This is a genomic window from Veillonella parvula (assembly GCF_032472435.1).
Taxonomy (GTDB): domain Bacteria; phylum Bacillota; class Negativicutes; order Veillonellales; family Veillonellaceae; genus Veillonella; species Veillonella parvula_N.
The window spans coordinates 184,730-210,441 of the sequence record NZ_JAWEGM010000004.1 but is presented as its reverse complement, the minus strand read 5'-3'; the positions used below and the strand labels follow the sequence as shown (position 1 = coordinate 210,441).

Here is a 25,712-nt window from a genome sequence, read left to right as displayed (position 1 = left end):
GGAGGAATAGTAAACGATGAAAAGCAAACAAGTTGCATTATCATTGGCAATACTACTTGCGTTAGGTACGGGAACTGTATTACATGTAGAAGCACAAGGAAATCCGACAGAGTATTCACGTCACTTTGGTGATGAAAATACGGTTACCAGTGACCATAGTTTAGCAGTAGGTTTCAGAAATACGGTATCCGGTTCATATTCAACTGCTGTAGGACAGTCTTCTACCGCATCTGGTGAGACTTCACTAGCTATCGGACGAAGTGCACAGGCAACTGCTAATAATACTAATGCTATTGGTCGGAGTGCACGAGCAGAAGGTGAAAATGCTACTGCAATAGGCCATGGATCAGTTTCTTCAGGGCGTAATTCAAATGCCTTTGGTTCATCCGCTAAAGCATCTGCTGAAGCTTCTACAGCGGTTGGCAATAGTACAAAGGCTAGTGGTATTTCAAGTACCGCTACTGGCTTTAATGCTGAGGCATCTGGTAATTTCTCTTCAGCATATGGTAATGATGCTAGAGCAAAGGGAAATCGTTCAGTAGCCGTTGGATATAATGCAAAAGCTGAAGAGAGTGCAACTGCTGTAGGTAATAATGCTAATGCTGGTGCTGCAAATGCTGTTGCACTAGGTTCAGGTAATACGATTACTGCACGTGGTGGAGTTGGAATTGGTAGCAGTAATTCTGTCTCTGGCATTGATTCTGGCGCTTTTGGGGTTAGAAATAACGTAGCGCAAGCAAATACATATGTACTGGGCAGTAATGTGACGTCAACACAAGGAAATAGTGTTCTCTTAGGCAATGCATCTACCGATAGAGCTGCCACAACAGAAACACAAGCTAATATAAATGGTATTAACTATTCCGGCTTTGCTGGGGTAGGGTCAGCTAGTAACGGCGTTACGAGTGTTGGTGCATCTGGTAAAGAACGTCAGGTGATTAATGTAGCATCTGGGAAAGTATCTTCTGATAGCACGGATGCTATAAATGGTAGTCAATTATATGCAGTAGCAAATACAGTGGGCGGAATTCTTAATAATCACAATACATTAATTCAAAATAATATTAATGAAATCGATAAAAATAAAGAAAAAATTGCCGACAATGAACGAAAATTAAAAGATCATACAGATGTCTTACAAAAACATGAAGATATTTTAAATGGACATAGTCAAGAATTAGAAAAACATAATAAATTAATTGTAAATCATGATAATCAAATTACTCGTTTAACTAAAGAAAATCTTCGTCAAGATGCTGATTTACTTCGTCATGAAGATCAAATTCAAAATCATGACATTCAATTAAAAAATCAAACTGAACGTATGAATAATCAAGAAAAACGTATTGACAATCAAGATAAGCGTTTAGATTATTTAGATAATCGTGTTGATAATCATGATGCTCGAATTGAAAATCATAGTGAGCGTATCGAAAGTCATGAACGTCGTATTGAATATAATAAGACTTTAGCCACAGAAGCATTAAAAGAAGCTAAAAAACATACTAGCATTTCTGCAGGTAATAATGTAACTGTAACTACAAGCACAAATGCTGCTGGTGGTACTGATTACAAAGTATCTGTAGATAAAGTTAAATTTGGTAATGTTTCTTTGGACAATAAAGGTCTAAATAATGGTGGCAATAAAATCACTAATGTAGCCGATGGTGAAGTATCCGCTACATCTAAAGATGCCGTTAACGGTAGCCAATTGTATCAAGCTACTAGCGGTATTAGTAATGGTGTGAACCTATTAAATAGCAAAATAGGAAAAGTTGGTGCTGGTGCGGCTGCATTAGCGGCTATTCATCCATTGGATTTTGATCCTGATGATAAATGGAATTTTGCGGCTGGTTACGGTAACTATGCCGGTGAAAATGCGATGGCATTAGGTGCTTTCTACAGACCAAATGAAGACACTATGTTCAGCGTAGCTGGATCCATGGGTAACGGTGAAAACATGGTCAATGCCGGCGTTTCTTTGAAATTAGGTCAAAAAAATGGTGTATCTACTTCTAGAGTAGCTTTGGCTAAAGAGGTTCAGGACTTAAAGGCCATTGTAAAAGCCCAAAATGTAGAGATTCAACAAATGAAGGCATCCATGGGAATGGCACCTCAGTATGACAAGAAAGATGTGAACTTCCCTGATGTACCGGCTAATCATTGGGCTTATGAATATGTAAAAGACTTGGCTGATAAAGGTCTTGTTGAAGGTTATCCTGATGGCGAATTTAAAGGCGATCGTACGATGACTCGTTATGAGTATGCTGCGATCATTTACCGTGCTTTACAATTGGGTGCTCCAATTGATGGTAAAATGGGGCGTGCGATTAACGAATTTAATCCTGAATTGGCTCGTCTTCGTGACTTGGATCGCATTCGTGTGGATCGAATCTCTGGTAAAGACAATGATCGTCATAAGGTAGAACGACTTCGTGTCAACAATAAAGACAATAAGCAAACTAATGATTACAGAGATGTTTATGGTAGTCATATCGAGCGTAATGCGAAGTAATTACTTGTCATGAATTAACCTTTTAAACTAAAAGGAAGACAACAAAATAGTTCTTGTATAAACTAAAGAAAAAACAAAGGAGGCTGTGATAAACAGCCTCCTTTGTTCAATTAATTGCATTATTGATTGCGTTATTAAAATGATTTTTTACCTAGTGTAGGATGGCTACAACGTTTTAGCGTTAGGGTATCAATCATATGGACGGCTTCGTCCAATGTAATATCTTCGCGCTTCGTTGGTGTTTCTAGGACAGCTAACGGATGCTCCGTGCCTACCTCACCAGAGGGCAAGTATATATATTCTTGGTTGACGGTGTCACCAAAGATATAGCCTGCTTGTAAATGTTCTTTGTGAATGCGACTCATGGTCTCTCCTTAAATAATTTGCTTTAGCTTGAAGTCTAGATAGTCTGCAGATACCAATTCTAGTTTTGTCGTACTAAACTCCTTTGGAATTCGGTTAAAAGAAATTTGATCGTGTAAGTGGCCAAAGATGCAGATATCTACTTTATATTGTTCTAATAGGTCCGTAAATCCAGAAGGAGCGTTGGATTCGTTAAATGGAGGGTAATGTAGCAACAATAACTTTGTTACAGGAATAGTCTCTATATCTATAATAGAATCAGGTGTTGGTGAATAGGACTTTTTAGAACCGGATGATTCTGTTATACAGACCTTTGTTTCCGTCCTGAGTTCTTCAAGTACTTTATGTATTGCTTTATCCATTTCTTGAAGTGCCGCTTCAGTACGCATCACTTCTCTATCATAAATGGATTGGTCCGTTTCCGGAGAGAAGTGGGAGTCTCCAGGACAGAGGTAGGCACGCGTTCCTCCGAATGCAATAAGGCGCGGACCCTCTTCGGTTTGGATGAGTTCTGCGGTGCCGTGACCTTGTATAAAGGTAATAGCGTCGCCCATGAGATTATGCATCTTGTTCGCTGATGCCCACCAATAATCATGGTTGCCGCGAATCATATATTTTTTACCAGGTAGAGATGCAATTTCTTGTAAATCGCAGGCCGCTTCATCGAGGCGGAGGGCCCAGCTCATGTCACCTACGAGAAAGACGATGTCTTCATCGCTTACATTGGCATTCCAATGCTCTTTGATGCGGGCCCAGTGATCATTCCAGTGAGGACCAAAAATATCCATCGGCTTCGTGGGAGGATTGCCAGATAGATGGAGGTCGCCGATGGCAAATACTTTCATAAAAATCCTTTCAAATATGTATGGTTAAAACCATATATAAAATTATATATCAAATTATGTACGGTATATGGTTAGAGCTATTTAGTAGCTTGAAAATAAGGCGTAATATCGTGCTTGATTTTAGCAGCTCGTCCCTCATCGCAAGTTTGTGGTATTTTGTATCCTACATAGAGGGGCGTCGTTACATAGCGCGCCACTACTTTGATGTAATCATAGCCGTCCGCAAGATTATATACAAAGTAATTATAGGACTGGCTAAAGTTTGCTACACTATGCAATACATAGCGCAAAATTTGCTGTAGTCGAAGGGCTACAGCACGAACCGGCGCATCTGGTTTGAAGCGAATATTGTACTCAAAGAACCCGATAATCGGATGGGTAGACAAGGTGATGCGTACATCTTGATCCTCGTGCAAGAGCCAACCCTCCATATTTTGGGCCGTAATATCTTTGTGGTAATCGTAATTCTCAAGGCCTATGATTTGGCTGTGAGGATGACGAATAGAGCCACCGGACATATAGCCATGATTCTTGAAGAACAGTACGGATTTGAACTCTTTACGCTGACGAGTTTCGCGCCATTTATCGAGACCAAATTGGAGAATATGGGCGGCTTCGTCTGTAGGTAAGGTAGAAAATTCGCCTTCGTCAGTTTCCGTTTCGATAATGACGGTAGGCCAAGTTTTTTCTAATACAGGATACTTGTTCATGAGCCATATAATATGGCCTGATGTATCGAGAATATCCGTTAATTTGGAACGATCACAGAAGGGACAACGCACTTGTTCATTGCGAATATTGACGGGCTTTGTCCGTCCTAATTCGATATTAAATCTAAGTGGTTTGTTCATCATGTGCCTCCTCCCTTGTAAGAAATTCTATACTCTTAATCATACCACAACTAGCACATTCGTACATGAAATAATGGTATAATAATAGTGTGTTATTTTTGTGACTAAGGAGGCCCTATGAAACCAACGACGCTCGTATTTCCCATTGATGAACAAAATCGTATATTGTTAGGGCGTAAGAAGCGTGGTTTTGGGGCTAATAAATATAATGGTTTCGGTGGTAAACTTGATGATGGTGAAAGCTTCCGAGAGTGTGCCATTCGCGAACTCTATGAGGAATCTGGCCTTCAGGGAAATCTTGAAGACTTAGAATGTGTCGCGGCTTTTGATTTTCAATTTCCTTTTGATGAAAGCTTAACGCACGTGAGTTATGTGTATTTCTTGCGTGCTTTCACAGGCGATGTAGAGGAAACAGACGAAATGGAGCATCATTGGCTAGAACCAAATCAAATTCCTTATGAACATATGTGGGATGGTGACCGCAGATGGTTGCCGATGTTGTTAGAAGGTAAGAAATTAAAAGGACCTATTGTGTTTGGACGAGATAATAATATGGTGGATAAGATGGATTTGACCACTGTTGATACTGTTCTTGAAAGCGAACACTTGGCGCGCATCGATCTGTATATTAATGGATGATGAATGTACGATTTGTTACAATTTAACGTTAAAATCGTTATCTGGTGGGTATTGGAGTATAAAATAGGGAGTATGTAGCCGTGAAAGTGGTACTAGACTCCTAAATTTATAATATATTGAGGTAATATGACTGATAAAAAGAACCCAAAGTGGGTGCCACAGCTATTGGCGTGGTATGATGTACATAAACGGGAGTTGCCGTGGCGCGGTTGTGGGGACCCTTATAAGATTTGGGTATCCGAGGTGATGAGTCAGCAGACCCGCATTGAGGCAATGAAACCCTATTATGATAACTGGATGCGTCTATTTCCAACCTTGGAGGATTTGGCAAAGGCCTCCGAAGATGAGGTGGTTCACGCATGGCAAGGGCTTGGTTATTATAGTCGTGCTCGTAACTTGCGTCTTGGCGTAAAGGACGTCGTTGAAAATTACGGCGGTATCGTGCCTCATGACCGTAAGACCATGGAATCCTTGAAGGGTGTAGGTTCTTATACGGCAGGGGCTGTGCTATCCATGGCGTACAACGAACCAGAGGTGGCTGTAGATGGCAATGTACTGCGCATCTATGCTCGGTTGTATCGCATCTTTGATGATATTTTGAGCACTAAAGGTAAAAAGGCTATTACGGCTATCGTAGAGGAGACTTTACCTCACGATCGACCTGGCGACTTTAACCAAGCCTTGATGGACTTTGGGTCTGCCGTATGTATTCCAAAGACACCCCGCTGTGGCGAATGTCCTATTGTAAATATGTGTGAAGCATACCAACATAAGGATACAGATAAACTGCCTGTGCGCATCAAGAAAACAAAGGTAGTAGAGGTGCCTTTATTCGTGGGAATCTTGCAGTATAAAGGCTATTATTTATTGCATAAACGGCCGAACCGTGGACTTTTACGATCTATGTGGGAATTCCCATCTGTGGAAATGGTATCTACCTTTGATGATGGAGAACGAGGCCTTGAGGCATTAGTTAAGGAACTAGGCTTTGAACTAGCCTTGCAACCAATATTAGTAAAAGAAATAACACATATTTTCTCTCACCGAAAATGGTTTATGAAAGCATTTCGCGGTGATTTAACGTACACAGGGGATGCTAATAATATATCGATTGCGGATATCCGGGCTCAATTGCCAAAGGATTGGATGCTCATCAAGCGCGATGAGTTCTCCGACTATGCTTGGGCGGGACCTCATGGTAAACTGACGGAAATCGCAAAGTAATTTGTAGGAGCAATGAATGAGAATTCTATTTAATATTATTTTTTCTGTCATCCTCGTAATAGGATTGGTAGGATTTTGGGCTCTATTCCTCAACTTGTGGAAGCCTAAAAAGAAATGGCCTGCCTGGGTGGGCTATGTAATCATTATCGGTGCGTGGTTCGCGGCTATCAGATACTATATACTCAATCAAGTGGATTTATATGGTACGATGTACTATCCTTTGATGAATATGTTCCGTACTGAAAGCTATGGATTCCTCTTTGGTGTATTCCTAGCGATTCCTGTATTTATCATACTTAGTCTATTATATTGGACAATTAATAAGATTTGGAGCAAAACACCAGAGGAAAATAGAACAGGTCGTCGTGCTTTCTTTAGAACTGCTGCAACTATAGTGCCGTTGGCTACTATCGGTGGTTCTAGCTATGCTGCCTTTGCAGGTCAACAAGAGGTAGTAGTAACGCATGAAAGCTTTGGCTACACGAACCTACCACCTGGTTTGAAAAACTATAAAATTGTTCAACTTAGTGATATTCATATAGGACCGAGTATAGATTTAGATGACTTTGATGAAATCCTAAAACTAGCGCTTTTACAAAAGCCTAATCGCGTTGTCATCACTGGCGACCTTATTGATAAGCTTGCATGGTTGCCGCAAGTCTGTGAAAGACTGACAACCTTTGCAAAACAAATCCCAGATGGGGTTGACTTTATTTTGGGAAATCACGAGTATCATCACGATGTAAATAAGGTGCTGGATTCACTTAAACGAAATACACCTATGAATATTCTTGTGAATAGTAATATTCAAATCATGGGGGGCAAACAACCTGTATATATTGCGGGCGTTGCGTACGATAACGATCGGGAAAAAGAAAAGCGTGAAGCTATGATTGATAAGGCTTTATCTGGAATTCCAGACTATGCCTTTGTTATCCTATTGGCTCATCACCCTGAATTCTTCGAAGAATCTATTGAACGAAAGATTCCGTTGACTCTATCTGGACATACCCACGGAGGTCAAATCGTATTTATGGGCGTACCATTAGTACCAACGGGCACACCATATACAAAAGGTCGCTATGTAGAAGAACAAAGCGTATGCTACGTTAATAACGGCACAGGACACTGGTTCCCAATTCGTATCAACTGTCCACGAGAAATTACGGTTATTACATTCTTTGATGGAGTAGCTTAGTTTGAAAGACAAACTCACTATAGGTATACATTAATGTATAGTAAATCCTTTATTTATAAAATCCTTATATGTATTATTGTGCTTATGCTATTTGATATCTCTCTAATCTACGATATGACAGCGGATATATATAAGAGATATCTCAAAATAGCAATACTAGTGGCAATTGGATGCCATTTAGATTTATACCTGGAACTTAGTAAACAAGAAATACTGCTAATACAGGCGTTTAAGAATGATACATTTAACGAGACCTATGAACTGTTAAATACAAAACAGGCTATTCTCATCATATTCTTGATTGTATTAATGACTATAAACCTTGTGGAATATTAGAAAAATATAGGGTACAAACAAAAAGAGGTATTGTATTTGAAAATATAATACCTCTTTTTATTATATGAACTTATATAATAAGTGTGATATATTAGAATTAAAAATTTTGGTTGTGTTATGAATATATAGGTTTTATGTTGGGAGTAAGCATATGTTTTTAAAACTTTATAATTATTTTGTGCGAGGCTTAGTACTTTTTTTACTTATATGTATTCCATATAGTCTTGTCACAAATCCAGAGTTGATTGAAGATGAAGTAGATTTTTATTTCTTTGTTATCGCATATGTTATAATACTTTTGTTTTATGTGGTATGGAACTATATTTATAACTATTTAAGACGTAAAAGAGGGTAGCATTTGTGTGCATTCATTTACCATTAGTTCTGGAATCTATCTTTTTTCGGTGATTGTTTTATATTGGATTATATAAAATACTGCTAAAAACTTTCACCATTATTGGTATCTATATGATAATTAAAAGTATGAAACAGTTTTTAGTTGATGAATTTAGTAAGTTTAAAATTGAAGTAGTAGCGTTAATTCAATATGTAAGAAATCTTAAAACACTTACGATGAATGTGCAAACTTATCTTTCAATAAATATTTTAGTTTTCTTGGGCATAGAAGCAAATATTTTCATGCTTTCTCTTCCTTTTGATAGAATATATAATCAAGAATACTATAATATGTTATTTTATGTAGGGCATACTCTTTATATTCTTTTTGTTTTTATTACAAATTACATGCGGTTGAATTATTATAAAAAGGCTTCTTTTAATTGGCTTAATGTCATTATAATGATTTCTTTAGTAATGGTTTTACTTTTGGGTAAAAGTATTACTATTTCTAGTTCTAATTTTAGCTTTAGAGGCACTACTGATTATATATTGGGGAATGAGGTACTATGGAGCGTAGATACACCTGAGATGTTCTTTCCTTTTCTGATGGGGTTGATACTATTTTGGGCATTTGGAATCGATAAATTATGGTCTGCTCATAATACTATTGAAACTAATGGGATTATTTTTGATAATAAAGTTATTGATGTGTGGTGGGGCAATAGAAATGATTTAACCGATGGGCAAATTAAGACCTTAAAGTTATATTATAGTCGACAGGAGTCCTACCCTTTTTGGATTGATATCTATAAAAGTATTTTAATAGATAGTTTATGGTTTTATGGACGCAGTACTGTTCGTCAGTGGCATATGTTTAATGTGTTTTTAGCTTTTATTATGTATAATTTTGTTGTAACTTATACTATTGAGCCATCCATTCTAAGATATACTTTATACATTTATCTTACATATACTGTAATTACTATGATATGTAGACGCTTGATGGATACCAATAGTAGTATTTTTTGGCTTATTTGCTTATTTGTACCTTTAGTTAATATATATGTGCTGTATTTACTATATAATAAAACATCTGCATTATATGATCAGGAAAGTAACTCAATCTTTTATTATCCTTTATAACTGATATTCTCCTGCTATGAGAATCTAGTAGCAGGGGGTATGAAAAAGCTGAATTAGTGAGAGAAAATGAATAAACTAGAAGAGATAAGATGTTATCTAGACATGAACGAAGAGGTTGAGTTTAGATATAAAGGATTAGAGTGTTTTATAACTCCAAATAGTGTTATTTGGGAGTTTTGGATTAATGATGAATGTGTCATTAAAGAGCCAGATTTAGACACTTTTTTAATGATACCTTGCTTAGAAGATCACACAATTAGTGATATTTTTGCTAATGAGTTATATGATGAAAAATCTTTGTACATTTTTTAAACCTTTAATATCAGTGTTTATAAGGTAATTGGCAGCATCTTAAGGCTAAGTATGTTTGACTAGAAAAATTAGGAAGGAGTAAACATCAATGAGTGATTCGGGTGCTTCTTTATATGATGAAGTTTTTGAAGGCTTGAAATGTAACAGAGAGTTAGAAATATATTATAATGATTCCACATATGGGGTTGTTACTTATAGGACGTTATGGCAACTCTGGAAAGATGAGGATCTTTTAGTAGAATGTAATGATTTTTTACCATTATTAGAAAATCCATTAATAAATGGGAGGAGTTTAAAAGATATTATAGAGCAGAGCGAGTGTGGATTGCTTTTAATGTAAAGGGTCTGAATTATAATCTAATGAAACTATAGAAGGAATGTAGATGATAGAATTAGAATCTATTAAGCAGATAAAAAGTCCAAGTTTAGAAAATGTTATAATTTTTGCTTTGCGATGTGCAAATTATATGATTATAAATGATAAACTTAATGGTTTAATTGTTTTGGACCTGGAGTGGAGAGAAGTTAATAGAATTTATATAGGCGAACAATTATTACTTATTGAAGCAATTTACACAGATGTGGTGAGAAATAGAATTGTATTTAAGTTAGAGTCGTCTTTATGCTTTGTAGATATCGATGCACATTTTGTTAAGATAATACCTATTCCTAATAATATTAAGGAATTCTATTTTTATCAATTATATAAATTTAGTGATGACATAATTTTAATGCGTACCAATAAAGGGGTAGTATCTTTGTCATTGATTGATTATTCTGTTCGTATTATAGATGAAATAGCAGACTATGATGAAAAATTTGCATATTTTGTTTATGAAAGTGAAATAAAAGAGTCCTTTCTTCATAATGGAAAATTAGTATGCTTGGATACAAATAATATTACGATATTAGATAATCTAAAAAAGATTCAGATTCAAAACCCTATTTCTGTTCCGTATTATGACATATCTGTGACTGATAAATATGGATTAGCTGTTGCAGAGAATCAATTACAGATTTTTAATCTCAATGGAGATATAAAAAGCAAGATATTATCATATAAAAGACCATGGTATGGTGGGAGAGCTGATATAGTTGAAAAAGATGATGGACTTCATCTATATGTAATAAGTCGTAATGATTTGGACGAATTAACAAGTCTTTCAGAATATGTAATGCCGTTTGATAAGATGCCTAATCATGTAGTGTTGTTATAAGATTTATATTTAGAAAGTCGTTTCTAGAAATGTCGGTTCTTTTACATCTGTTGCGGCAAGTGAGAGTGTGCTACAGATAAAATTAAATCTGATTAAAGAAGGATGTAGATAAGTAATGTATCAAGATCTGATTATAATATTGGGGATTATATTTCTCATATACAAACTTATTACGCATGAAGGTAAGCTTAGTATGGCTAGAGTTATTGCAACGTTTTCTATTATTGTCGGTTGTGGATTAGTATTGCTGAGTAAACTGATATCTCCATTTGTTTTACTATTTTGGTGGCTAATATGTATCGGGATTTCTTTGATAGGAATGTATTTTGTGCCAAGTAGTGAGAATTATGATGAGGATAAAACTCAAAAGCATCAAAAGCTATATAGAGGGGCTTTATACTCCTGGATATTTATGATAGCTTTATATATTTTTCTATATATTTTGATTTATTATTAGCTATATCCTTATTATTGAGCTAAGTATAATACCAATATAATATCAGGTGTATAAATCCACAAGGGAGACGCTAGCGTTAATATTCAAACACTGTAACGAGATACAAATGATAGCTTGAATAAGCTTGATGAAATCTTTGATAACAAGAAAATTGAAGAACGTCAAGAATTATCTAAATTATTTGCAAAAGAAGCCTTTGGCCAATTACATAATTTGAATCCAACCTCTAAAGAAGGTAAAGTTGCAAAAGCGATAGCCCATGGCATAGTCGCTGAAGTATCTTCCCGTATGGCAGGAAATAAACCAGGTAGTGGTTTTTATGCTGGTGCTACCAATGAAGCATTAATTGGAGAAATTCAAAAAATTGCAAAAGAAAAACCTGATGTAGCTCAAACATTAAGTGCATTACTAGGTGCTGCTGTAAATGGTACTTTAGGTTATTCTCCTGTAACAGGTGCAGCTGAAGCACAATATGGGACTAAATGAAATCAATTGAGTGAGCATCAGATAGAGTCTTTAAGAATTGCAATTATTAGAAACCTTGATAATAATGGTAGTGTTGAAGAGTTAATAAGAATACTTGAAAATGGCGTAACTATAAGTTATATTCAAGAAGCTGAGAATCCTTTTCTTAGTAAAAATGTAGATGGAACTTATACTATTAAAGCTGAAGGTTATTTTTATGATGATGATATGTTTCTAGGGGTTAAAGGATTAGGAGCAAGGATAGTCAATAAGCTAGGCATAAATTATCATGTCACTCTTATGAATAAAGATGTATCATTAGGTACTACAATCATACTAGATGAAATGGCTACTTTGGCTAGAGCCAAATACAGTAATGGATCCAATAATGAAAGATTCATTTTTGTTGATACATCTGATAAAGTGAGTGTAATGCCTGTATCTGAATCTAAGTCTATATTTGTTTGGACTAAGGATGCCTTAGGCAAGTCTGTTGCTCAAAATGTATTATCTGAAGTAGCAAATCAACCATGGGTTGGATATGTGTATTATGCAGAGAACGCATCAAAAATTACTCGAACTGTAGCGAAAGTTGGAGGGCCTGTTTCAATAGGTTTCTTACTTAACGATATGCAAAATGATTACCAAATGTACAGTGGGCGTGAACTAGTAAAGGCTTGGGGAGCTAATTTGATTCCAGTAGCTACTGGATTAGGGGGTGGAGTTGTAGGAGGTAGTGCGGGCCCTGTAGGGTTTTTGCTGTTGGTGTTGCTGGAGCGTCATTTGGGGATTATTATAAGGATAGAATCAAATCTAATTTAAAAAAGGATATAGAGAAGTAATGCTTCAGGACTTAATTATAATAATAGGAATAATATTTTTTGTATACAAATTAATTACTCATGAAGGTAAGCTTTCATTAGCCAGAATTGTGGCAATGTTAGGTATGTCTATATGGCTTGGGGTAGGTTTGCTCCATGAAGTCGTTTCGATATTTGTATTATTCTTTTTGTCTTCAGTTGTTATGGGGATTTCTTTAATCGGAATGTATTATATACCTCGTAGTGAAAATTATGATGCGGTTGAAACACAAAAGCATCAAAAATTATTTAAAGGCGCCTTATACTCTTGGCTTTTTCTAGTAGCCTTATACATATATTTATATGTTTTAACCTATTATTAAATATTATACTTTTGCTTGGATTCGTTTAGCGTGAGTTTTTGCAAGTGGTAATCTAGAATTCGTGAGAAATCTGGATTTGGTATTAGACATGCGGATATTAAAAAATATTCTTATTACTATTCTAATTTTATTTCCTTTTTGTTGGTTCTATAATTTTGATTTAGATGGCACAATGAATTGGGCTTTAGGGCGATATGAATGGCCGTATCAATTTAATATAGCATTACGGGATAATTGGAAAAGAGTAGGAATAGAAGGTTATGTCTTTTCTTATGAAACACATTTTCCTTTTATATATGTTTATGGGGCTGGAGGGTTCACAAAAATATTAAATGTTCCGTTTATAGGTTATATAGAGAAACTACCCAATGATAGTTTTTATAATCAAAAAGGATACGGTGAAAAGTTAAGTTATGCTGATGATACAATAGCTGATATGAAAAAAGCCTATGGTAGCACATTAGTTATTTATACATCATTTAATGATTTCTCTATACACGACCAAGAAATTTTTAGAAATATGGTAATAAATACAAAAGCAAATGATTATAGATCTCCATATAACGCAAACGCTATTCAAGAAGGATATATTAATATTATTAAAGTTTTCAAAGGGTTAGAAGCTTTATTAGGTCAAAAAATTACAATCTAATTTTTTTAGTCTTATAAAACTCAAAAGAACGCTATAGTCTAATCTTCAGTAATAAGTAGTACTGAAGGTTTCAAGACTATAGCGTCCTTTTATTTTCCGTTCATTTGAGGTATGAGAGGATGTTACAGATATGTCATAGAGGTGAGAGATTTTATTTCATGCGAACTGCTTCGGCAAATTCGTCTTCGGTCATGAGTTTTTCTTCCAAGATGATTTCTTTAATAGAGCAACCGCGTTTGTACGCTTCTTTTACCACCTTAGCGCTCTTGTCGTAGCCAATATATGGTGTTAAGGATGTAGCAATCATGAGAGATTGTTCTACGAAGAAGTTGAGTTTTTCAGGTACAAATTCTACGCCGTCGATACAATGTGTTGTGAAAGAGTTCATAGCATCTGCGAGGAGGCGACAGCTTTCAACAAAGTCATAGATCATGATAGGCATATACACGTTCAATTGGAACGCACCGCTGCCTGCACAGAGCGTCATAGTTGTATTGTGGCCGAATACTTGGGCGCATACCATGGTCAAAGCTTCACATTGAGTAGGATTTACCTTGCCTGGCATGATGGAGGAGCCCGGTTCGTTTTCAGGAAGATGCCATTCGCCGTAGCCACAGCGAGGACCAGAGCCTAAGAAACGGACGTCGTTGGCGATTTTAAATAGGGTAGTCGCTAATGTGTTAAGTGCACCGTGAGCCATCATAAATGCATCTTTGAGAGCAAGTCCTTGGAATTTGTTATTCTTAACACGGAATGGAGCACCTGTTACCTCTGGCAATACAGTTTCCATAACGTCTAGATAGCCCTTAGGTGTGTTCACACCTGTACCGACCGCAGTACCACCGAGTGCTACGTCGAGTAGGTGGTCAGCATTTTGAAGGAGCATAGTTTTGGCAGTTTTTAGGCCGTCCACAAAGGCGCTAATTTCTTGGTCTACCATGATGAAAGTAGCATCTTGTAGGTGGGTACGACCAACTTTTTGCAATCCTTTTCCTTTTTTTTGCAATTTTTCAAAGGATCCGATAAGGCCGTCCAATGCAGGAATTACGCGTTTTGTAATTTCAAAGTATGCACAGATATGCATTGCCGTAGGGAATGTATCGTTTGTACTTTGACCGCGGTTTACATCGTCGTTAGGATGAAGCGGATTGGATTCATCTAACTGTTTAGCTCGGTGAGCGATGACTTCGTTCACATTCATGTTAGTTTGTGTGCCGGAACCTGTTTGGAATACGGTTAACGGAAATTCATCATCCCATTTTCCGTCCACGATCTCATCTACTACTTGAGCGATGAGTTTCGCTTTTTCCTCAGTTACTGCGCCACACTTTGCATTGGTTAAAGCACATGCTTTTTTTACAAGCGCAAGCGCCTTGATTTGTTCAATAGGGATGCGGTGGTCACCGATCTTAAAATTATTGAACGAGCGTTGCGTTTGAGGTCCGTAAATTCGTCTAGCGTCGACTTCGACTGGTCCCATTGAATCATATTCAATTCTTGTTTCCATAATGTTTACAACCTCCTTAAAAGACATGCCGACCCTACTGTCGGTACTTTAATTATATAAAATCCTGTATATTTGTACAGAATAAAAGAGAATGATTTCTATTTTCATATAATTGATAGGTGTATATGCATAATGCGCATATAAGAAAGGGGATGTATATTGCGCTTTCCTTCTCCCCATACCTTTATGATTTCAATCTATATGTAAGATTGATAATGCGTTATATGTAGAAAAATTATAAATTAAATATTTTATTTGGTGAATAATGAAAGGTCTATTTTTAGGGTAAACGATTAGGTATATATTAGCGTGGGGGTCCTCCAAAAACGACTTAGCGGCCCTGCGAAGCAGGGTGGATAGCTTTGGAGGCTTTTGGAGGGCTACCACGTCTAATAAAGTGTTTAGGGTACAGAATAGACCTTTTAAGATATCTGTTGGAGGAAGCTAAATTTATAATCTTTTATATGTATACATTATAAATATCGCATATATATTGAAATCATCGCTTTAACACGATAAAATGAAAGTAGCTTAGTATATTGTTTTAAGTTTATGATTTCACAGAGGAGGTAAGTACTTATGAAACATGACTTTACGAGCCATGACCTTCATCTGCCGGAACTGACGTTACGTGGGATGCTACTTGGTGCATTGATTACTGTTATTTTTACAGCATCTAACGTATATCTTGGTTTGAAGGTTGGTTTGACGTTCTCGTCATCCATTCCGGCTGCTATTATTTCAATGGCGATTTTGCGTTTTTTCAAGGATTCTAACGTTCTTGAAAATAACATGGTACAAACGCAGGCTTCTGCCGCTGGTACATTGTCCGCTATTATCTTTATCTTGCCAGGTTTACTCATGCTTGGGTATTGGAATGGCTTTCCATTCTGGCAAACATTTTTGCTCTGTGCCTGTGGTGGTTCTCTAGGTGTATTATTCACCATCCCATTGCGTCGTGCCATGGTAGTGAATAGCGATCTACCATATCCTGAAGGCCGTGCAGCAGCAGAAATTTTAAAGGTTGGCTCTCACAATGGTGAACAAGGCCCTCAATCTAGCTCCGGTATGACAGACATTGTGTCCGGTGGCTTTATAGCTGGCCTTATTAGCCTTTGTGCAAATGGTTTCAAAGTACTTGGCGATAGCATGAGCTTCTGGATTCCTGTAGGTAGCAAAGGTATTACTCAAATTCCTTTGGGCTTCTCTACAGCGTTGTTAGGTGCTGGTTACCTTATCGGTATCGCTTCTGGTATCGCTATCCTCGTTGGTGTACTCATCGCGTGGGCTGGCTTCGTGCCTTACTTCACTAATATGTTTGCTCCAGATGGCGGTGCTACTGCCAAGTTTGCAATGGCTGTTTGGAAATCTAAAGTTCGTTTTATCGGTGCTGGTGCTATCGGTATTGCTGCGATTTGGACTTTGATTACCTTAATCAAACCTATCATCGAAGGTATGAAAATTTCTGTTAAATCCATGAATAGCAGTTCCGCAGAACGTGAATTGCATCGTATGGATACAGATATGAGTACAAAATCCGTTTTAGGTGTATTCATACTTATTCTTATTGGTTTAGTATTTACATTCTGGGATTTCGTATCTGTCGTACCTATTAGTGCAGGTTTAATGTGGACACTCGTTGTAGTAGGTATCGTAGTAGCTTTATTAATTGGCTTCTTCGTAGCTGCAGCGTGTGGTTATATGGCGGGCCTTATCGGTACATCTGCTTCTCCAATTTCTGGTATCGGTATTTTAGCGACTATTATTTCTTCCTTAGTTGTATACTTTATCGCAGCGGAAAATAATTTATTTGCTACACAAGAAGGTGTTCAGTTCGCTACTGCTATGGCTATCTTTATGACATCCGTAGTTATTGCGATTGCATCTATTTCTAATGATAATTTACAAGATTTGAAGACTGGCCAACTCGTTGGTGCTACACCTTGGCGTCAACAAATTGCCTTGTTACTTGGTTCTGTAGCCGGTGCCATTGCAATTGCTCCAGTTCTTAACTTGCTTTACCAAGCATACGGTTTCACAGGTGCGTTACCACGTGCTGAAATGGATCCAAACGCTGCATTATCGGCTCCTCAAGCGACTTTGATGACTACCATTGCGCAAGGTATCTTCAACTCTAGCATGGATTGGGATTATATTTTAATCGGCGTTGGCGTTGGTGTTGTGGCAATTATCGTCAACTTGATTCTCAAGAGCACAACTGCTACCTTAACATTGCCTCCATTGGCTGTTGGTATGGGTATTTATTTACCACCTACTTTAGAAGTACCACTTATTATTGGTTCTTTCATCAGCTACTTCGTAGGTCGTTATCTTGTAGCTCGTGCTAAAATGCGTGCCGGTGAGCTTGCTGACTACGATGTAGAGCAATCCAATCGCCGCGGTGTTCTCTTTGCTTCTGGTCTGATCGTTGGTGAAAGCTTGATTGGTGTAATCATAGCTGTTATTATTGTATTGTCTGTTACAACTGGTGGTGGGGAAGCTCCACTTGAATTAGTAGGTCCTGAATTTGAAAGCACAGCACAATGGTTAGGATTGCTTGCATTCATATTCGCTGGTCTCTATCTTGTTCGCCGTGTTGTTACACACAAGTTCAATAAAGAAGAAGCTCTTGCTATGAAAGCTGAGCAAGAACAATAAGAGGTTAAACAATGAAATTAAAACAGTCTGTACTCATCATTATGGCTGCTGCATTGCCAGTAGTCTCCTTCGCAGCAAGCGAAGTAATACCTGTAACGCAAGATACTGTAAATGTACAAGCAAATCAAACAAATGCGAAACGTGTAAATCGTAATGATTTAACATATCGTATTTCTAGTACTGCTACACCTGAGCAGAATCGTGCGTTGCGCTCTAAAGCGTCTAAAGTAGATCGTAATGCAGTTGAAGTGGTAGCTCCAAATGCGGACCGTTATATGGATCGTAAAGAGGTTGCTGTATCACCTGTGGAATCTACTACAGATCATTTGGATTTAGTATTCCCAGAGGTTAAATCTGTTAGCCCTGCGGTAGAAAAAGCAATCAATACGACCATCAAAAAGTATGTTTCTAAAATACAAAATGATGTAGAAAAGTTAAATGCTAAAGAATCTGATAAAACAAATGTAGTTATGTACTATGATGTTAAAACAGATAAAAACGGCATTTTCAGCGTATTGATTCATACGTATACAATGCGTGATCATGATGCCAATGGTGTAAACTATGTAAAAGGCTTCACATTTAACACCACAACAGGTCGACAATTGTCCTTGTACGATCTTGGTGGTCTTAATAAAAAAGAATTGGTGAATGCGATTAATAATAATCAAGATGTGAAAGATAAATTAGGTGGCGATGTAAATATCGATAAAATGCCTACTGAATTCTACACAACAGATGATTATTCCGTTGTAATGATCTTGCAACAAGACGTAGATTCAATCCATAGCGCAGGTACGGTATATGTACCAGTTGGTATCTTGCGTGACCGCGAAAATGATGTAACAAAAAAATAATCGAACTGTGTAAATTCGATTATGTGTGTATAGTAACAGCTGTTTAATTGTGAAAAGAACCGCTCCTAAGGGGGCGGTTCTTTTTTTATCTACTTTATTGTTTGTCGTTATAATAGTTTACGCGTGGCGGTAATGGGAATTGAATATTTCCATCTGACTTTGTAAGCGGTTCCGGTGGTAATTGTAAGAATACATTATCATGGAATTTCTTTTTAAATGCTTTCAACGTCGATTTTTGAATAGAATCAACGGTAATGAGAAGGGCACTCGTATCAGTATTTGGGGAGATGGAAAGGATCTTTCCTTGAGGTTCTTTTTGTTGGTAAAGGGCGATGGCATCGGATTGATACTCCTCTAGTTGGGCCTGATTTAATTTACCTTTTGATACGACTACAGTTCTATCTAGCTGTGGATCATGAGCTTCTGTAATTGCTTTGGAGACGAGGTCAGTTTTCTTTTGATCCGTTAAAGATGCATGTAATTGGCCTGCCTCCCAGAAGAGGGCCCCGTCTTGACGGAATTTGGTGAAATCATTGCCATAGCCTAATGCTTTGTCGATGATATTAGCTGTTTTATTTTCTACTTGTTGCTTGAACAATGTGTTGTGGAAGGCAAGTGCTTGTTCTGTTTGTGTCATGCGGTACGCAATTTCCGCGGCTTCTGCACGAGTTACATATTTTTCAGGGTTAAACAATGTACCTGGAGCGTAGTTTGTGAACCCAAGATAGGCAAGCTCGCGAACGGCATCTTGTGCCCAAGGAGCCACGAATTTTTGGTCTCCATAGGATATATTATCAAGAACTGTTGGGTCTTCAGTGGTATATCCTAAATAATGGATATAGTTATCTGCTACTACAGCAAACTCTTGGCGAGACATATATTTTTCTGGTTTATATGTGTCATCGCCATATCCGCTGATGATATTCTTGCGCGCTACAGATTCAATAGCAAGAGCAGACCAACGGTCAGATGTAATATCTTTAAATTTACTTGATAAAAAGGCGGCCGTACCATCATCCGTGATATTGTTGAAGAGCGCTGCTACTTCTTCACGTGTCATAGGTTGGTTAGGTCGGAATGTACCATCGGAATACCCCTTCATTAGGTTTGCTTTTGTTACAGTGCTAATCGAGTTAGCTGCCCAAAAATCACTAGGCACATCTGTAAAGATGTGGGCGCGGATTCTTTTAATATCTTGAGGTGTACCGATAGAGGTGTTTACAATTGCAGGTGATGCGGTATTAGTAGATTTAACGTTAGCCGCTTCTGTTTTAGTAGTCTCCATCTTCGTAGCATCTGTTTTAGCCATTGGTGCTTTAGTTGTTTCCATTTTAGTGGCTTCAACAGTAGTTGCAGGAGCATGAGTTGTAGTGGTTGTGTTTGCAGAAGCAAAACCAAAGCCTGTTGTAGTTAATAATGTGCCGAGTACGAGGGCACGTAATGCGTGAGGGGTATTCTTGTACATAAAAATCCTTCCTAATCATGGTAAAGGCTAGCGCTTGATAGCCGTAGAATATAAACTTTCACCAGCATAAAAAGTTATATCCGTCGCATCATAGTCAATTAGTTGGCATGCATAGTGATATACAACAAAGCAGCGTAGTACTGTCGAGTATACGCTGCCTTGGCTGGTTAAGTGTAACGCCGATTAGCGTTTTACTGTCATTTTTACTTTGGAACCGAATAATTTAGAGATCCCTTGTTGTGTTTCTTTAGATGCTGTAGATACAACTGCGTAAAGTTGGTTATTTTCTACATCAGGGAATGTAGCTAGAATTGTACCTGCTTTTTCATTTTTGTTGTAGTAGTTGCGGAAGTTTGTATCGATTGCATCGTATTCAGCTTGGCTGTATTGGGAGGATTCAACTACAACATAGTTATTTACAGTAGAATCACCACGGTTTGCAAGGTTAGCTTTTACTGTGGAAATATCGCTGTCTGTTTTCAAAGCTACGTGTAATTGATTGTCACGCCAGTACATTACGCCATAATTTTGGAATGCATCTTCTGTTTTATAAGTTTTATTTAATTCAGAAAATACTTTGTCTTCTAATGCAGCTTGTTGTTTTTGATCAAGTGCTTTTAGTGTGCTGCGACGAACAGGGCGAACGGTGCGAGTAGGTTCAGCTTTTTCAGCTACTGCAGCATCTTTATTGCCTTTTACGTCTTTTTCAACTTTTTTTGCATCAGATTTTACAGCTTTATCAGCTTTAGCTACATCCTTTTTAGCGTCTTTACTTACTTTAGATGTATCTTTCTCTAATGCTGTATCAGCTTTTTTGGCATCTTCTTTTACAGCTGTCTCAGCTTTAGCTTCAGTTGTACTGTGTTTCGGTGTTGCAAGGCCAGCACCATTAAGCATGCGGTTCAAGATTGTTGCCGCTTGTGCTCTTGTTACAGGTTGTTTAGGGTTAAAGTTTTCTGTTGCCCCAGATGCTACGATGCCTCGTTGTGCCATGTATTGGATATCTGCCAAGTAAGCAGAGGAGATGCTAGCTTCGTCTTTGAATGTTACTTTTTCTGCTTTTACAGGTGTAGAAAGATTCAATTTTTTAGCTAGACTAGCAGCAGATGCAACGAATTGTTCGCGGTCCATAGTTTTGCTAGGTGTGAAAGCTGTTTTAGATGTGCCTTCCATTACGCCTGCAGCACTAACTAATTTGATAGCAGAGCTAGACCAACGATCTGCTTCCACGTCAGAGTAGGAGGTAGAGGATTCTTTTGTTGCAATCTCTGCTAATTCTTGTTCGTTTAAGTTGTGTTGTAGCACTTTGCCATAAATAGCAGCTGCTTGTTCACGAGTAATTTGTGCACTAGGTTTGAATGTATTATCAGCATAACCAGAAAGGTAACCAGCTTGTGTCATTGCTTGGATAGCATCGCGAGCCCAGTTATCTTTTGTGTCAGGGTATACACCAGTAGGTAAGTTTTCTTTAGTTTTTACAACTTTTTTACCTTCTACCTTTGCAGCATCTTCTTTTACATCATTTTTTACGGAAGTATCAATGCGTTTAACGTCATTTTTTACAGAAGTATCAACGCGTTTAGCATCGTTTTTTACGGATGTATCAGTGCGTTTAGCAGCGTTTTTAGCGGATGCATCAGCATGTTTTGCATCACGTTTTACAACTGTGCTACCATGTTTAGCATCATTTTTGACGGATGTATCAATACGTTTAGCATCGTTTTTAACAGATGTATCAACACGGTGTTCATCCGCTTTAGCAGATACCTCAGCTCTAGTAGCCACATTAGATACTTCAGATTTTATATGAGTCGCAGTTGTTTCAGCGTGAGCCATGCTGAATGTAGAACCAAGGGCCAATGTAATTGCTAAAGACAAAGATAATTTATTTAGTTTCATGAAAAGGGCTCCTTTCAAACTATACTTATATAAAATAAATTATAACACTTTTTAAATTTATACACTACTATAAGAAAATGTAATCTATAAGGATAAAACTTACATGAATTTGAAAATTTGAGTACCATTATATAAATATAAAATGAAATATAGATAAAAGTTGATTTTCTAGTAGTTAAAAATGCAAAATGATAAACATTCGCAAAATCTAGATTTTATGGGGCTTTTACAAGAAAAAATGATAAATGAAATAATAGATGTGATAAAATTCAATGTTTGTTATTACAAAAAGTCATAACGATATAAGAAATAAAAGGGTACATACGAATATAGCAATTCTTTGGACAATATCTACATGATTAATTTATAATTATAGCGATGAGCTTTTGAATATTTATTTGAAAGCATAAGTAATGTTCAGGGCAGAAATTTAGTCGAAAAATTCACTACTAAAAATTGCCATAACACATACATATCAAAATTTTTTATTAGGTTAAGTACTAGAAAAGACGAGGAAGATAATATGAAAATTCATCTTTTCCAACAGTGTTTGATTGACATGTTCTACCCTCATGTAGGTATGGCTGGTGTAGAAGTACTTGAAAGATTAGGTTGTGAGCTTGTAGTACCTAAGAAACAAGTATGCTGTGGACAAATGTTCACTAACTCCGGTTATAATGACGCGGCTATGGACGCAATTAAGAATACAATCGAATGCTTTGAGAACGCTGAATATGTAGTCAGCATGTCCGGTTCTTGCGCTTTTGCAATCCGCGATGAATATCATCATTTCTTAAAAGATCAACCAGAGTGGTTGGCGCGCGCAGAAAGATTGAGTGGTAAAATTTACGAATTCACTCAATTTATTACTGACGTATTAGGTGTTGAAGATGTAGGGGCTCGTTTTAACGAATCCGTTACATACCATACATCTTGCCACGTAACTCGTTTGATGGGCATTAAAGAGCCTCCTTTCAAACTCCTTAAAAACGTTAAAGATATCAACTTGATTGAATTACCACGTGCAGATCGTTGCTGTGGTTTCGGCGGTACTTTCTCAGTTAAAAACCCTGAAATCAGTGAAGTTATGACACGCGAAAAAGCATTGGAAATTGCTGGCACAGGTGCCAACGTTATCTCCGGTTCTGACCAAGCGTGCTTAATGAACATCGCTGGTATGCTTGATCGTCTTCATAAAGAAGGCGAAATTGATCGCCGTATCAAAGTTATGCATATTGCTGAAATCTTAAACTGCCGTTAAGGAGGAGACGACATGGCACTTATATATGACAATCGCCCCTATAAAACACGTATAAAAGAATGTTTGGCTGACGATTTCAAAGTTGCAGCTATTAAAAAAGCACAAGACGTGTTTTATGATAAACGTAATACAGTAGTTGCGGATGTTCCTGAATGGTTAGATTTCCGCGCTGAAGCGGCTAAAATTCGCGATCACGTACTTAACAACTTGGATTACTATGTAAGTCAATTTGCTGACAATGCTGAAAAAGCTGGTTCTAAAGTTCACTTTGCGTTCGATGACAAAGAAGCGACTCAAATTGCATTAGATATCCTTCGCCAACGCGAAGCAAAAATGATCGTTAAATCCAAAACTATCTTAACTGAAGAAATTGGTTTGAACGAAGTATTAGAAGAAGCTGGTATTGAAGTTAACGAAACTGACTTGGCTGAATTTATTTTGCAAACTGCAGTAAGTCCTCCATCTCACATCGTAGTACCAGGTCTTCATTTTGAACGTAACAAAATCCGTGAAATTTTTGCTGAAAAATTAGGTTATACAGGAACTGAAAACCCTACGGAAATGACTCACTTTGTACGTGGTTATGTACGTGAGCGCTTCTTAAAAGCTGATGTAGGTGTTAATGGTTGTAACTTTGCAGTTGCTGAATCTGGTACATGTACAATCGTTTCCAACGAAGGTAACGGTCGTATGGCTAGTTCTATTCCTAAGACTCAATTAATTTTCTTAGGTACAGAACGTATTGTTCCTGATTTCAAAGCTCTTGATGTTATGATGGAAATGTTGAACCGTTCTGCAGTAGGTTCTAAGATTTCTAACTACTTCTCCATGATGACTGGTCCTGCGCGTCCTGGTGAAGCTGATGGTCCTGAAGAAACTCATATCATCATTATTGATAACGGCCGTTCTGGCATCTTGGGTGGTACATTCCAAGAAATGCTACGTTGTATCCGTTGTGGTGCATGTATGAATATCTGTCCTGTATACCGTCACGTTTCCGGTCATGGATATGGTTCTGTATATCCAGGTCCAATGGGTGCTGTATTGACTCCATTATTCAAAGGTTACGATGTAGCCGGCGATCTTCCATATGCTTCTACATTATGCGGTGCATGTACAGAAAACTGTCCAGTAGCTATTCCATTGCATGAATTGTTGATGGAGCACCGTCATATCATGGCTGATATTGAAAAGACTCGTCCAAAAGCAGAAGAAGCTATCTTCACAGCAGCTGCTAAGATGTTTGGTAATGCAACATTATTTGATCTTGGCACAAAAGCTGGTGCTATCGGTATGAACTTAATTAGTAATAAAGAAGGTAACATGCCTGAATGGACTCAAGCTATTCCAGTTATGAACGGTTGGACTAAGTCTAAAGAGTTGGGTTCCTTGAAATTCAAGAAATTCCGTGATTTATATGCTGAACATGAAAAGAACAAGAAGAAGGAGAAAAAATAATGGATGTAGCTAAACGTAATCAATTTATTGCACGTTTATCTCGTGCATTAGGCCGTGATCAAGAAATGTGCCCTGCTTTTGTAGAAGGCTTTGATTATAGCCATGGTCCTCAAGAAACTATGTTCCAAGATTTGAGTCGGGATCAAATTTTGACAATGTTTAAGGAACAATGTCAACGTGTTGGTACAAAATTCGTTGAAACTACACCTGACAAACTAGGTGAAACAATTTTGGCAGCTATCGAAGACTGGGGAAACGGTAAAATTGTATTCCCAAGCTCTCCTGAAGTAGAAGAATATAAATTAAAAGAATTGTTCGAACAAGATGCAGCTAATAATGGCGGCACTCGTACATACTTCCAATGGGATCCAGCTAAAGGTCGTGAAGAATGTATTTCTAATACTGCTAATGCTGATATTGGTATTACATTCCCATACTGCGGTATTGCGGAGACTGCTACTGTAGTACAAGCTTCTGGTGAGGACTCTGGCCGTGTGATTAGCTTGTTGCCTACAACACATATTGCTGTGTTGTATACTGATACAATCAACCCTCGCATGACACAAACAATGGAACATTTGGCTGAACGGTATCACAACGATCCAGCTAAGTTCCCTACAAATATCTGCTTGATTTCTGGTCCGTCCCGTACGGCGGATATCGAATTGGTAACTGTAGATGGTGCTCATGGTCCTATCCAAGTAACCTATATCTTAGTTAACAGATAATATAATAGCTAGATTTACTAAAGGCGATTTTCTTCTGGAAAATCGCCTTTTTGGTGTATATATTACAGAATACATTAAATATTACCAAAAATTAAATATTATACTTGTATTTTTTTCGATATATGCTATACTAAGTTCAT

Annotated in this window: 24 protein-coding genes; 18 read left to right on the top strand and 6 right to left on the bottom strand. The window is 37.4% G+C overall.

The annotated features are described in order from the left end of the window. Positions 1 to 16 precede the first annotated feature (16 nt). The gene (locus E7A03_RS07190) at positions 17 to 2,515 is read left to right on the top strand and encodes an S-layer homology domain-containing protein (RefSeq protein ID WP_316073919.1); all 2,499 of its coding nucleotides are present in this window, start codon (positions 17 to 19) and stop codon (positions 2,513 to 2,515) included. 134 nt (positions 2,516 to 2,649) lie between these two features. Here E7A03_RS07190 and E7A03_RS07185 read toward each other — a convergent pair whose 3' ends face one another. The 3 genes from E7A03_RS07185 to E7A03_RS07175 form a co-directional block, all read right to left on the bottom strand. After that, positions 2,650 to 2,880, bottom strand: a complete 231-nt coding sequence (locus tag E7A03_RS07185) for a hypothetical protein (RefSeq protein WP_004694858.1) — start codon at positions 2,878 to 2,880, stop codon at positions 2,650 to 2,652. 9 nt (positions 2,881 to 2,889) lie between these two features. After that, entirely contained in the window at positions 2,890 to 3,723 is an 834-nt protein-coding gene (locus tag E7A03_RS07180; protein WP_119562612.1) for a metallophosphoesterase, read from the bottom strand. Positions 3,724 to 3,800: 77 nt separating this feature from the next. Beyond that, positions 3,801 to 4,574, bottom strand: coding sequence for a DUF4931 domain-containing protein (locus E7A03_RS07175; protein ID WP_316073918.1), 774 nt, complete (start codon positions 4,572 to 4,574; stop codon positions 3,801 to 3,803). A 117-nt stretch (positions 4,575 to 4,691) separates the two neighbouring features. On the opposite strand from E7A03_RS07175, the gene E7A03_RS07170 reads away from it, so the two are divergent. The 12 genes from E7A03_RS07170 to E7A03_RS07115 all read left to right on the top strand — a co-directional run bounded on the left by E7A03_RS07170 (position 4,692) and on the right by E7A03_RS07115 (position 13,739). After that, positions 4,692 to 5,213 carry an 8-oxo-dGTP diphosphatase gene (locus tag E7A03_RS07170; RefSeq protein WP_316073917.1) on the top strand — a complete coding sequence of 174 codons (522 nt, stop codon included), beginning with the start codon at positions 4,692 to 4,694 and terminating at the stop codon, positions 5,211 to 5,213. Between the two features lie 126 nt (positions 5,214 to 5,339). After that, positions 5,340 to 6,437: an A/G-specific adenine glycosylase gene (gene mutY / locus E7A03_RS07165; RefSeq protein ID WP_316073916.1), complete on the top strand. Its 1,098-nt coding sequence runs from the start codon at positions 5,340 to 5,342 to the stop codon at positions 6,435 to 6,437. A gap of 16 nt (positions 6,438 to 6,453) precedes the next feature. Beyond that, positions 6,454 to 7,635: a metallophosphoesterase gene (locus E7A03_RS07160; RefSeq protein ID WP_316073915.1), complete on the top strand. Its 1,182-nt coding sequence runs from the start codon at positions 6,454 to 6,456 to the stop codon at positions 7,633 to 7,635. An 819-nt stretch (positions 7,636 to 8,454) separates the two neighbouring features. Beyond that, positions 8,455 to 9,453, top strand: a complete 999-nt coding sequence (locus tag E7A03_RS07155; protein ID WP_229039609.1) for a DUF805 domain-containing protein — start codon at positions 8,455 to 8,457, stop codon at positions 9,451 to 9,453. 66 nt (positions 9,454 to 9,519) lie between these two features. Continuing rightward, complete coding sequence (locus E7A03_RS07150; RefSeq protein WP_038150490.1) at positions 9,520 to 9,765, top strand: hypothetical protein; 246 nt, start codon at positions 9,520 to 9,522, stop codon at positions 9,763 to 9,765. Positions 9,766 to 9,853: 88 nt separating this feature from the next. Beyond that, the gene (locus E7A03_RS07145) at positions 9,854 to 10,105 is read left to right on the top strand and encodes a hypothetical protein (RefSeq protein WP_004698184.1); all 252 of its coding nucleotides are present in this window, start codon (positions 9,854 to 9,856) and stop codon (positions 10,103 to 10,105) included. A gap of 43 nt (positions 10,106 to 10,148) precedes the next feature. Next, complete coding sequence (locus tag E7A03_RS07140; protein WP_004698253.1) at positions 10,149 to 10,982, top strand: hypothetical protein; 834 nt, start codon at positions 10,149 to 10,151, stop codon at positions 10,980 to 10,982. Positions 10,983 to 11,097: 115 nt separating this feature from the next. Then, the gene (locus E7A03_RS07135; RefSeq protein WP_038150491.1) at positions 11,098 to 11,439 is read left to right on the top strand and encodes a hypothetical protein; all 342 of its coding nucleotides are present in this window, start codon (positions 11,098 to 11,100) and stop codon (positions 11,437 to 11,439) included. A gap of 114 nt (positions 11,440 to 11,553) precedes the next feature. Beyond that, the gene (locus E7A03_RS07130; protein WP_004698225.1) at positions 11,554 to 11,925 is read left to right on the top strand and encodes a hypothetical protein; all 372 of its coding nucleotides are present in this window, start codon (positions 11,554 to 11,556) and stop codon (positions 11,923 to 11,925) included. 6 nt (positions 11,926 to 11,931) lie between these two features. Continuing rightward, a complete protein-coding gene (locus E7A03_RS07125) occupies positions 11,932 to 12,726 on the top strand; it encodes a hypothetical protein (protein ID WP_004698307.1) in 795 nt (264 codons plus the stop codon). Between the two features lie 19 nt (positions 12,727 to 12,745). After that, a complete protein-coding gene (locus tag E7A03_RS07120; protein WP_038150492.1) occupies positions 12,746 to 13,087 on the top strand; it encodes a hypothetical protein in 342 nt (113 codons plus the stop codon). A gap of 172 nt (positions 13,088 to 13,259) precedes the next feature. Then, positions 13,260 to 13,739, top strand: a complete 480-nt coding sequence (locus E7A03_RS07115) for a hypothetical protein (RefSeq protein ID WP_237301789.1) — start codon at positions 13,260 to 13,262, stop codon at positions 13,737 to 13,739. A gap of 151 nt (positions 13,740 to 13,890) precedes the next feature. On the opposite strand, the gene E7A03_RS07110 is transcribed toward E7A03_RS07115, so the two are convergent. Continuing rightward, the gene (locus E7A03_RS07110; RefSeq protein ID WP_077707746.1) at positions 13,891 to 15,246 is read right to left on the bottom strand and encodes a class II fumarate hydratase; all 1,356 of its coding nucleotides are present in this window, start codon (positions 15,244 to 15,246) and stop codon (positions 13,891 to 13,893) included. 579 nt (positions 15,247 to 15,825) lie between these two features. Here E7A03_RS07110 and E7A03_RS07105 point away from each other — a divergent pair. Both E7A03_RS07105 and E7A03_RS07100 read left to right on the top strand, forming a co-directional pair. Then, complete coding sequence (locus E7A03_RS07105; RefSeq protein WP_101928536.1) at positions 15,826 to 17,904, top strand: OPT family oligopeptide transporter; 2,079 nt, start codon at positions 15,826 to 15,828, stop codon at positions 17,902 to 17,904. A gap of 11 nt (positions 17,905 to 17,915) precedes the next feature. Next, the gene (locus E7A03_RS07100) at positions 17,916 to 18,761 is read left to right on the top strand and encodes a polysaccharide deacetylase family protein (protein ID WP_004698216.1); all 846 of its coding nucleotides are present in this window, start codon (positions 17,916 to 17,918) and stop codon (positions 18,759 to 18,761) included. Positions 18,762 to 18,855: 94 nt separating this feature from the next. Here the strand turns inward: E7A03_RS07100 and E7A03_RS07095 are convergent, their stop codons facing one another. Together E7A03_RS07095 and E7A03_RS07090 are read right to left on the bottom strand one after the other, a co-directional pair. Continuing rightward, positions 18,856 to 20,226 carry an S-layer homology domain-containing protein gene (locus E7A03_RS07095; RefSeq protein ID WP_101928535.1) on the bottom strand — a complete coding sequence of 457 codons (1,371 nt, stop codon included), beginning with the start codon at positions 20,224 to 20,226 and terminating at the stop codon, positions 18,856 to 18,858. A 183-nt stretch (positions 20,227 to 20,409) separates the two neighbouring features. After that, positions 20,410 to 22,125, bottom strand: coding sequence for an S-layer homology domain-containing protein (locus E7A03_RS07090; protein WP_077707743.1), 1,716 nt, complete (start codon positions 22,123 to 22,125; stop codon positions 20,410 to 20,412). 523 nt (positions 22,126 to 22,648) lie between these two features. Here E7A03_RS07090 and E7A03_RS07085 point away from each other — a divergent pair. From E7A03_RS07085 to E7A03_RS07075, 3 genes are read left to right on the top strand one after another with little or no spacing between them, the layout of a single operon-like run. Next, positions 22,649 to 23,386: a (Fe-S)-binding protein gene (locus E7A03_RS07085; protein WP_004698263.1), complete on the top strand. Its 738-nt coding sequence runs from the start codon at positions 22,649 to 22,651 to the stop codon at positions 23,384 to 23,386. A 12-nt stretch (positions 23,387 to 23,398) separates the two neighbouring features. Further along, positions 23,399 to 24,844, top strand: a complete 1,446-nt coding sequence (locus E7A03_RS07080) for a LutB/LldF family L-lactate oxidation iron-sulfur protein (RefSeq protein ID WP_004694882.1) — start codon at positions 23,399 to 23,401, stop codon at positions 24,842 to 24,844. Beyond that, entirely contained in the window at positions 24,844 to 25,572 is a 729-nt protein-coding gene (locus E7A03_RS07075; protein WP_077707742.1) for a LutC/YkgG family protein, read from the top strand. Before E7A03_RS07080 ends, E7A03_RS07075 begins: the two co-directional genes overlap by 1 nt. Positions 25,573 to 25,712: the final 140 nt, after the last annotated feature.

What these genes read in the sequence shown, in the direction of transcription:
- E7A03_RS07080 (WP_004694882.1), top strand. Translation starts at nt 23,399, where the DNA reads ATGGCACTTATATATGACAATCGCCCCTATAAAACACGTATAAAAGAA.
- E7A03_RS07155 (WP_229039609.1), top strand. Translation starts at nt 8,455, where the DNA reads ATGAAACAGTTTTTAGTTGATGAATTTAGTAAGTTTAAAATTGAAGTA.
- E7A03_RS07085 (WP_004698263.1), top strand. Translation starts at nt 22,649, where the DNA reads ATGAAAATTCATCTTTTCCAACAGTGTTTGATTGACATGTTCTACCCT.
- E7A03_RS07185 (WP_004694858.1), bottom strand. Translation starts at nt 2,880, where the DNA reads ATGAGTCGCATTCACAAAGAACATTTACAAGCAGGCTATATCTTTGGT.
- E7A03_RS07150 (WP_038150490.1), top strand. Translation starts at nt 9,520, where the DNA reads ATGAATAAACTAGAAGAGATAAGATGTTATCTAGACATGAACGAAGAG.
- E7A03_RS07170 (WP_316073917.1), top strand. Translation starts at nt 4,692, where the DNA reads ATGAAACCAACGACGCTCGTATTTCCCATTGATGAACAAAATCGTATA.
- E7A03_RS07145 (WP_004698184.1), top strand. Translation starts at nt 9,854, where the DNA reads ATGAGTGATTCGGGTGCTTCTTTATATGATGAAGTTTTTGAAGGCTTG.
- E7A03_RS07075 (WP_077707742.1), top strand. Translation starts at nt 24,844, where the DNA reads ATGGATGTAGCTAAACGTAATCAATTTATTGCACGTTTATCTCGTGCA.
- E7A03_RS07105 (WP_101928536.1), top strand. Translation starts at nt 15,826, where the DNA reads ATGAAACATGACTTTACGAGCCATGACCTTCATCTGCCGGAACTGACG.
- E7A03_RS07090 (WP_077707743.1), bottom strand. Translation starts at nt 22,125, where the DNA reads ATGAAACTAAATAAATTATCTTTGTCTTTAGCAATTACATTGGCCCTT.
- mutY (WP_316073916.1), top strand. Translation starts at nt 5,340, where the DNA reads ATGACTGATAAAAAGAACCCAAAGTGGGTGCCACAGCTATTGGCGTGG.
- E7A03_RS07160 (WP_316073915.1), top strand. Translation starts at nt 6,454, where the DNA reads ATGAGAATTCTATTTAATATTATTTTTTCTGTCATCCTCGTAATAGGA.
- E7A03_RS07175 (WP_316073918.1), bottom strand. Translation starts at nt 4,574, where the DNA reads ATGAACAAACCACTTAGATTTAATATCGAATTAGGACGGACAAAGCCC.
- E7A03_RS07135 (WP_038150491.1), top strand. Translation starts at nt 11,098, where the DNA reads ATGTATCAAGATCTGATTATAATATTGGGGATTATATTTCTCATATAC.
- E7A03_RS07190 (WP_316073919.1), top strand. Translation starts at nt 17, where the DNA reads ATGAAAAGCAAACAAGTTGCATTATCATTGGCAATACTACTTGCGTTA.
- E7A03_RS07100 (WP_004698216.1), top strand. Translation starts at nt 17,916, where the DNA reads ATGAAATTAAAACAGTCTGTACTCATCATTATGGCTGCTGCATTGCCA.
- E7A03_RS07140 (WP_004698253.1), top strand. Translation starts at nt 10,149, where the DNA reads ATGATAGAATTAGAATCTATTAAGCAGATAAAAAGTCCAAGTTTAGAA.
- E7A03_RS07115 (WP_237301789.1), top strand. Translation starts at nt 13,260, where the DNA reads ATGAATTGGGCTTTAGGGCGATATGAATGGCCGTATCAATTTAATATA.
- E7A03_RS07180 (WP_119562612.1), bottom strand. Translation starts at nt 3,723, where the DNA reads ATGAAAGTATTTGCCATCGGCGACCTCCATCTATCTGGCAATCCTCCC.
- E7A03_RS07110 (WP_077707746.1), bottom strand. Translation starts at nt 15,246, where the DNA reads ATGGAAACAAGAATTGAATATGATTCAATGGGACCAGTCGAAGTCGAC.
- E7A03_RS07120 (WP_038150492.1), top strand. Translation starts at nt 12,746, where the DNA reads ATGCTTCAGGACTTAATTATAATAATAGGAATAATATTTTTTGTATAC.
- E7A03_RS07095 (WP_101928535.1), bottom strand. Translation starts at nt 20,226, where the DNA reads ATGTACAAGAATACCCCTCACGCATTACGTGCCCTCGTACTCGGCACA.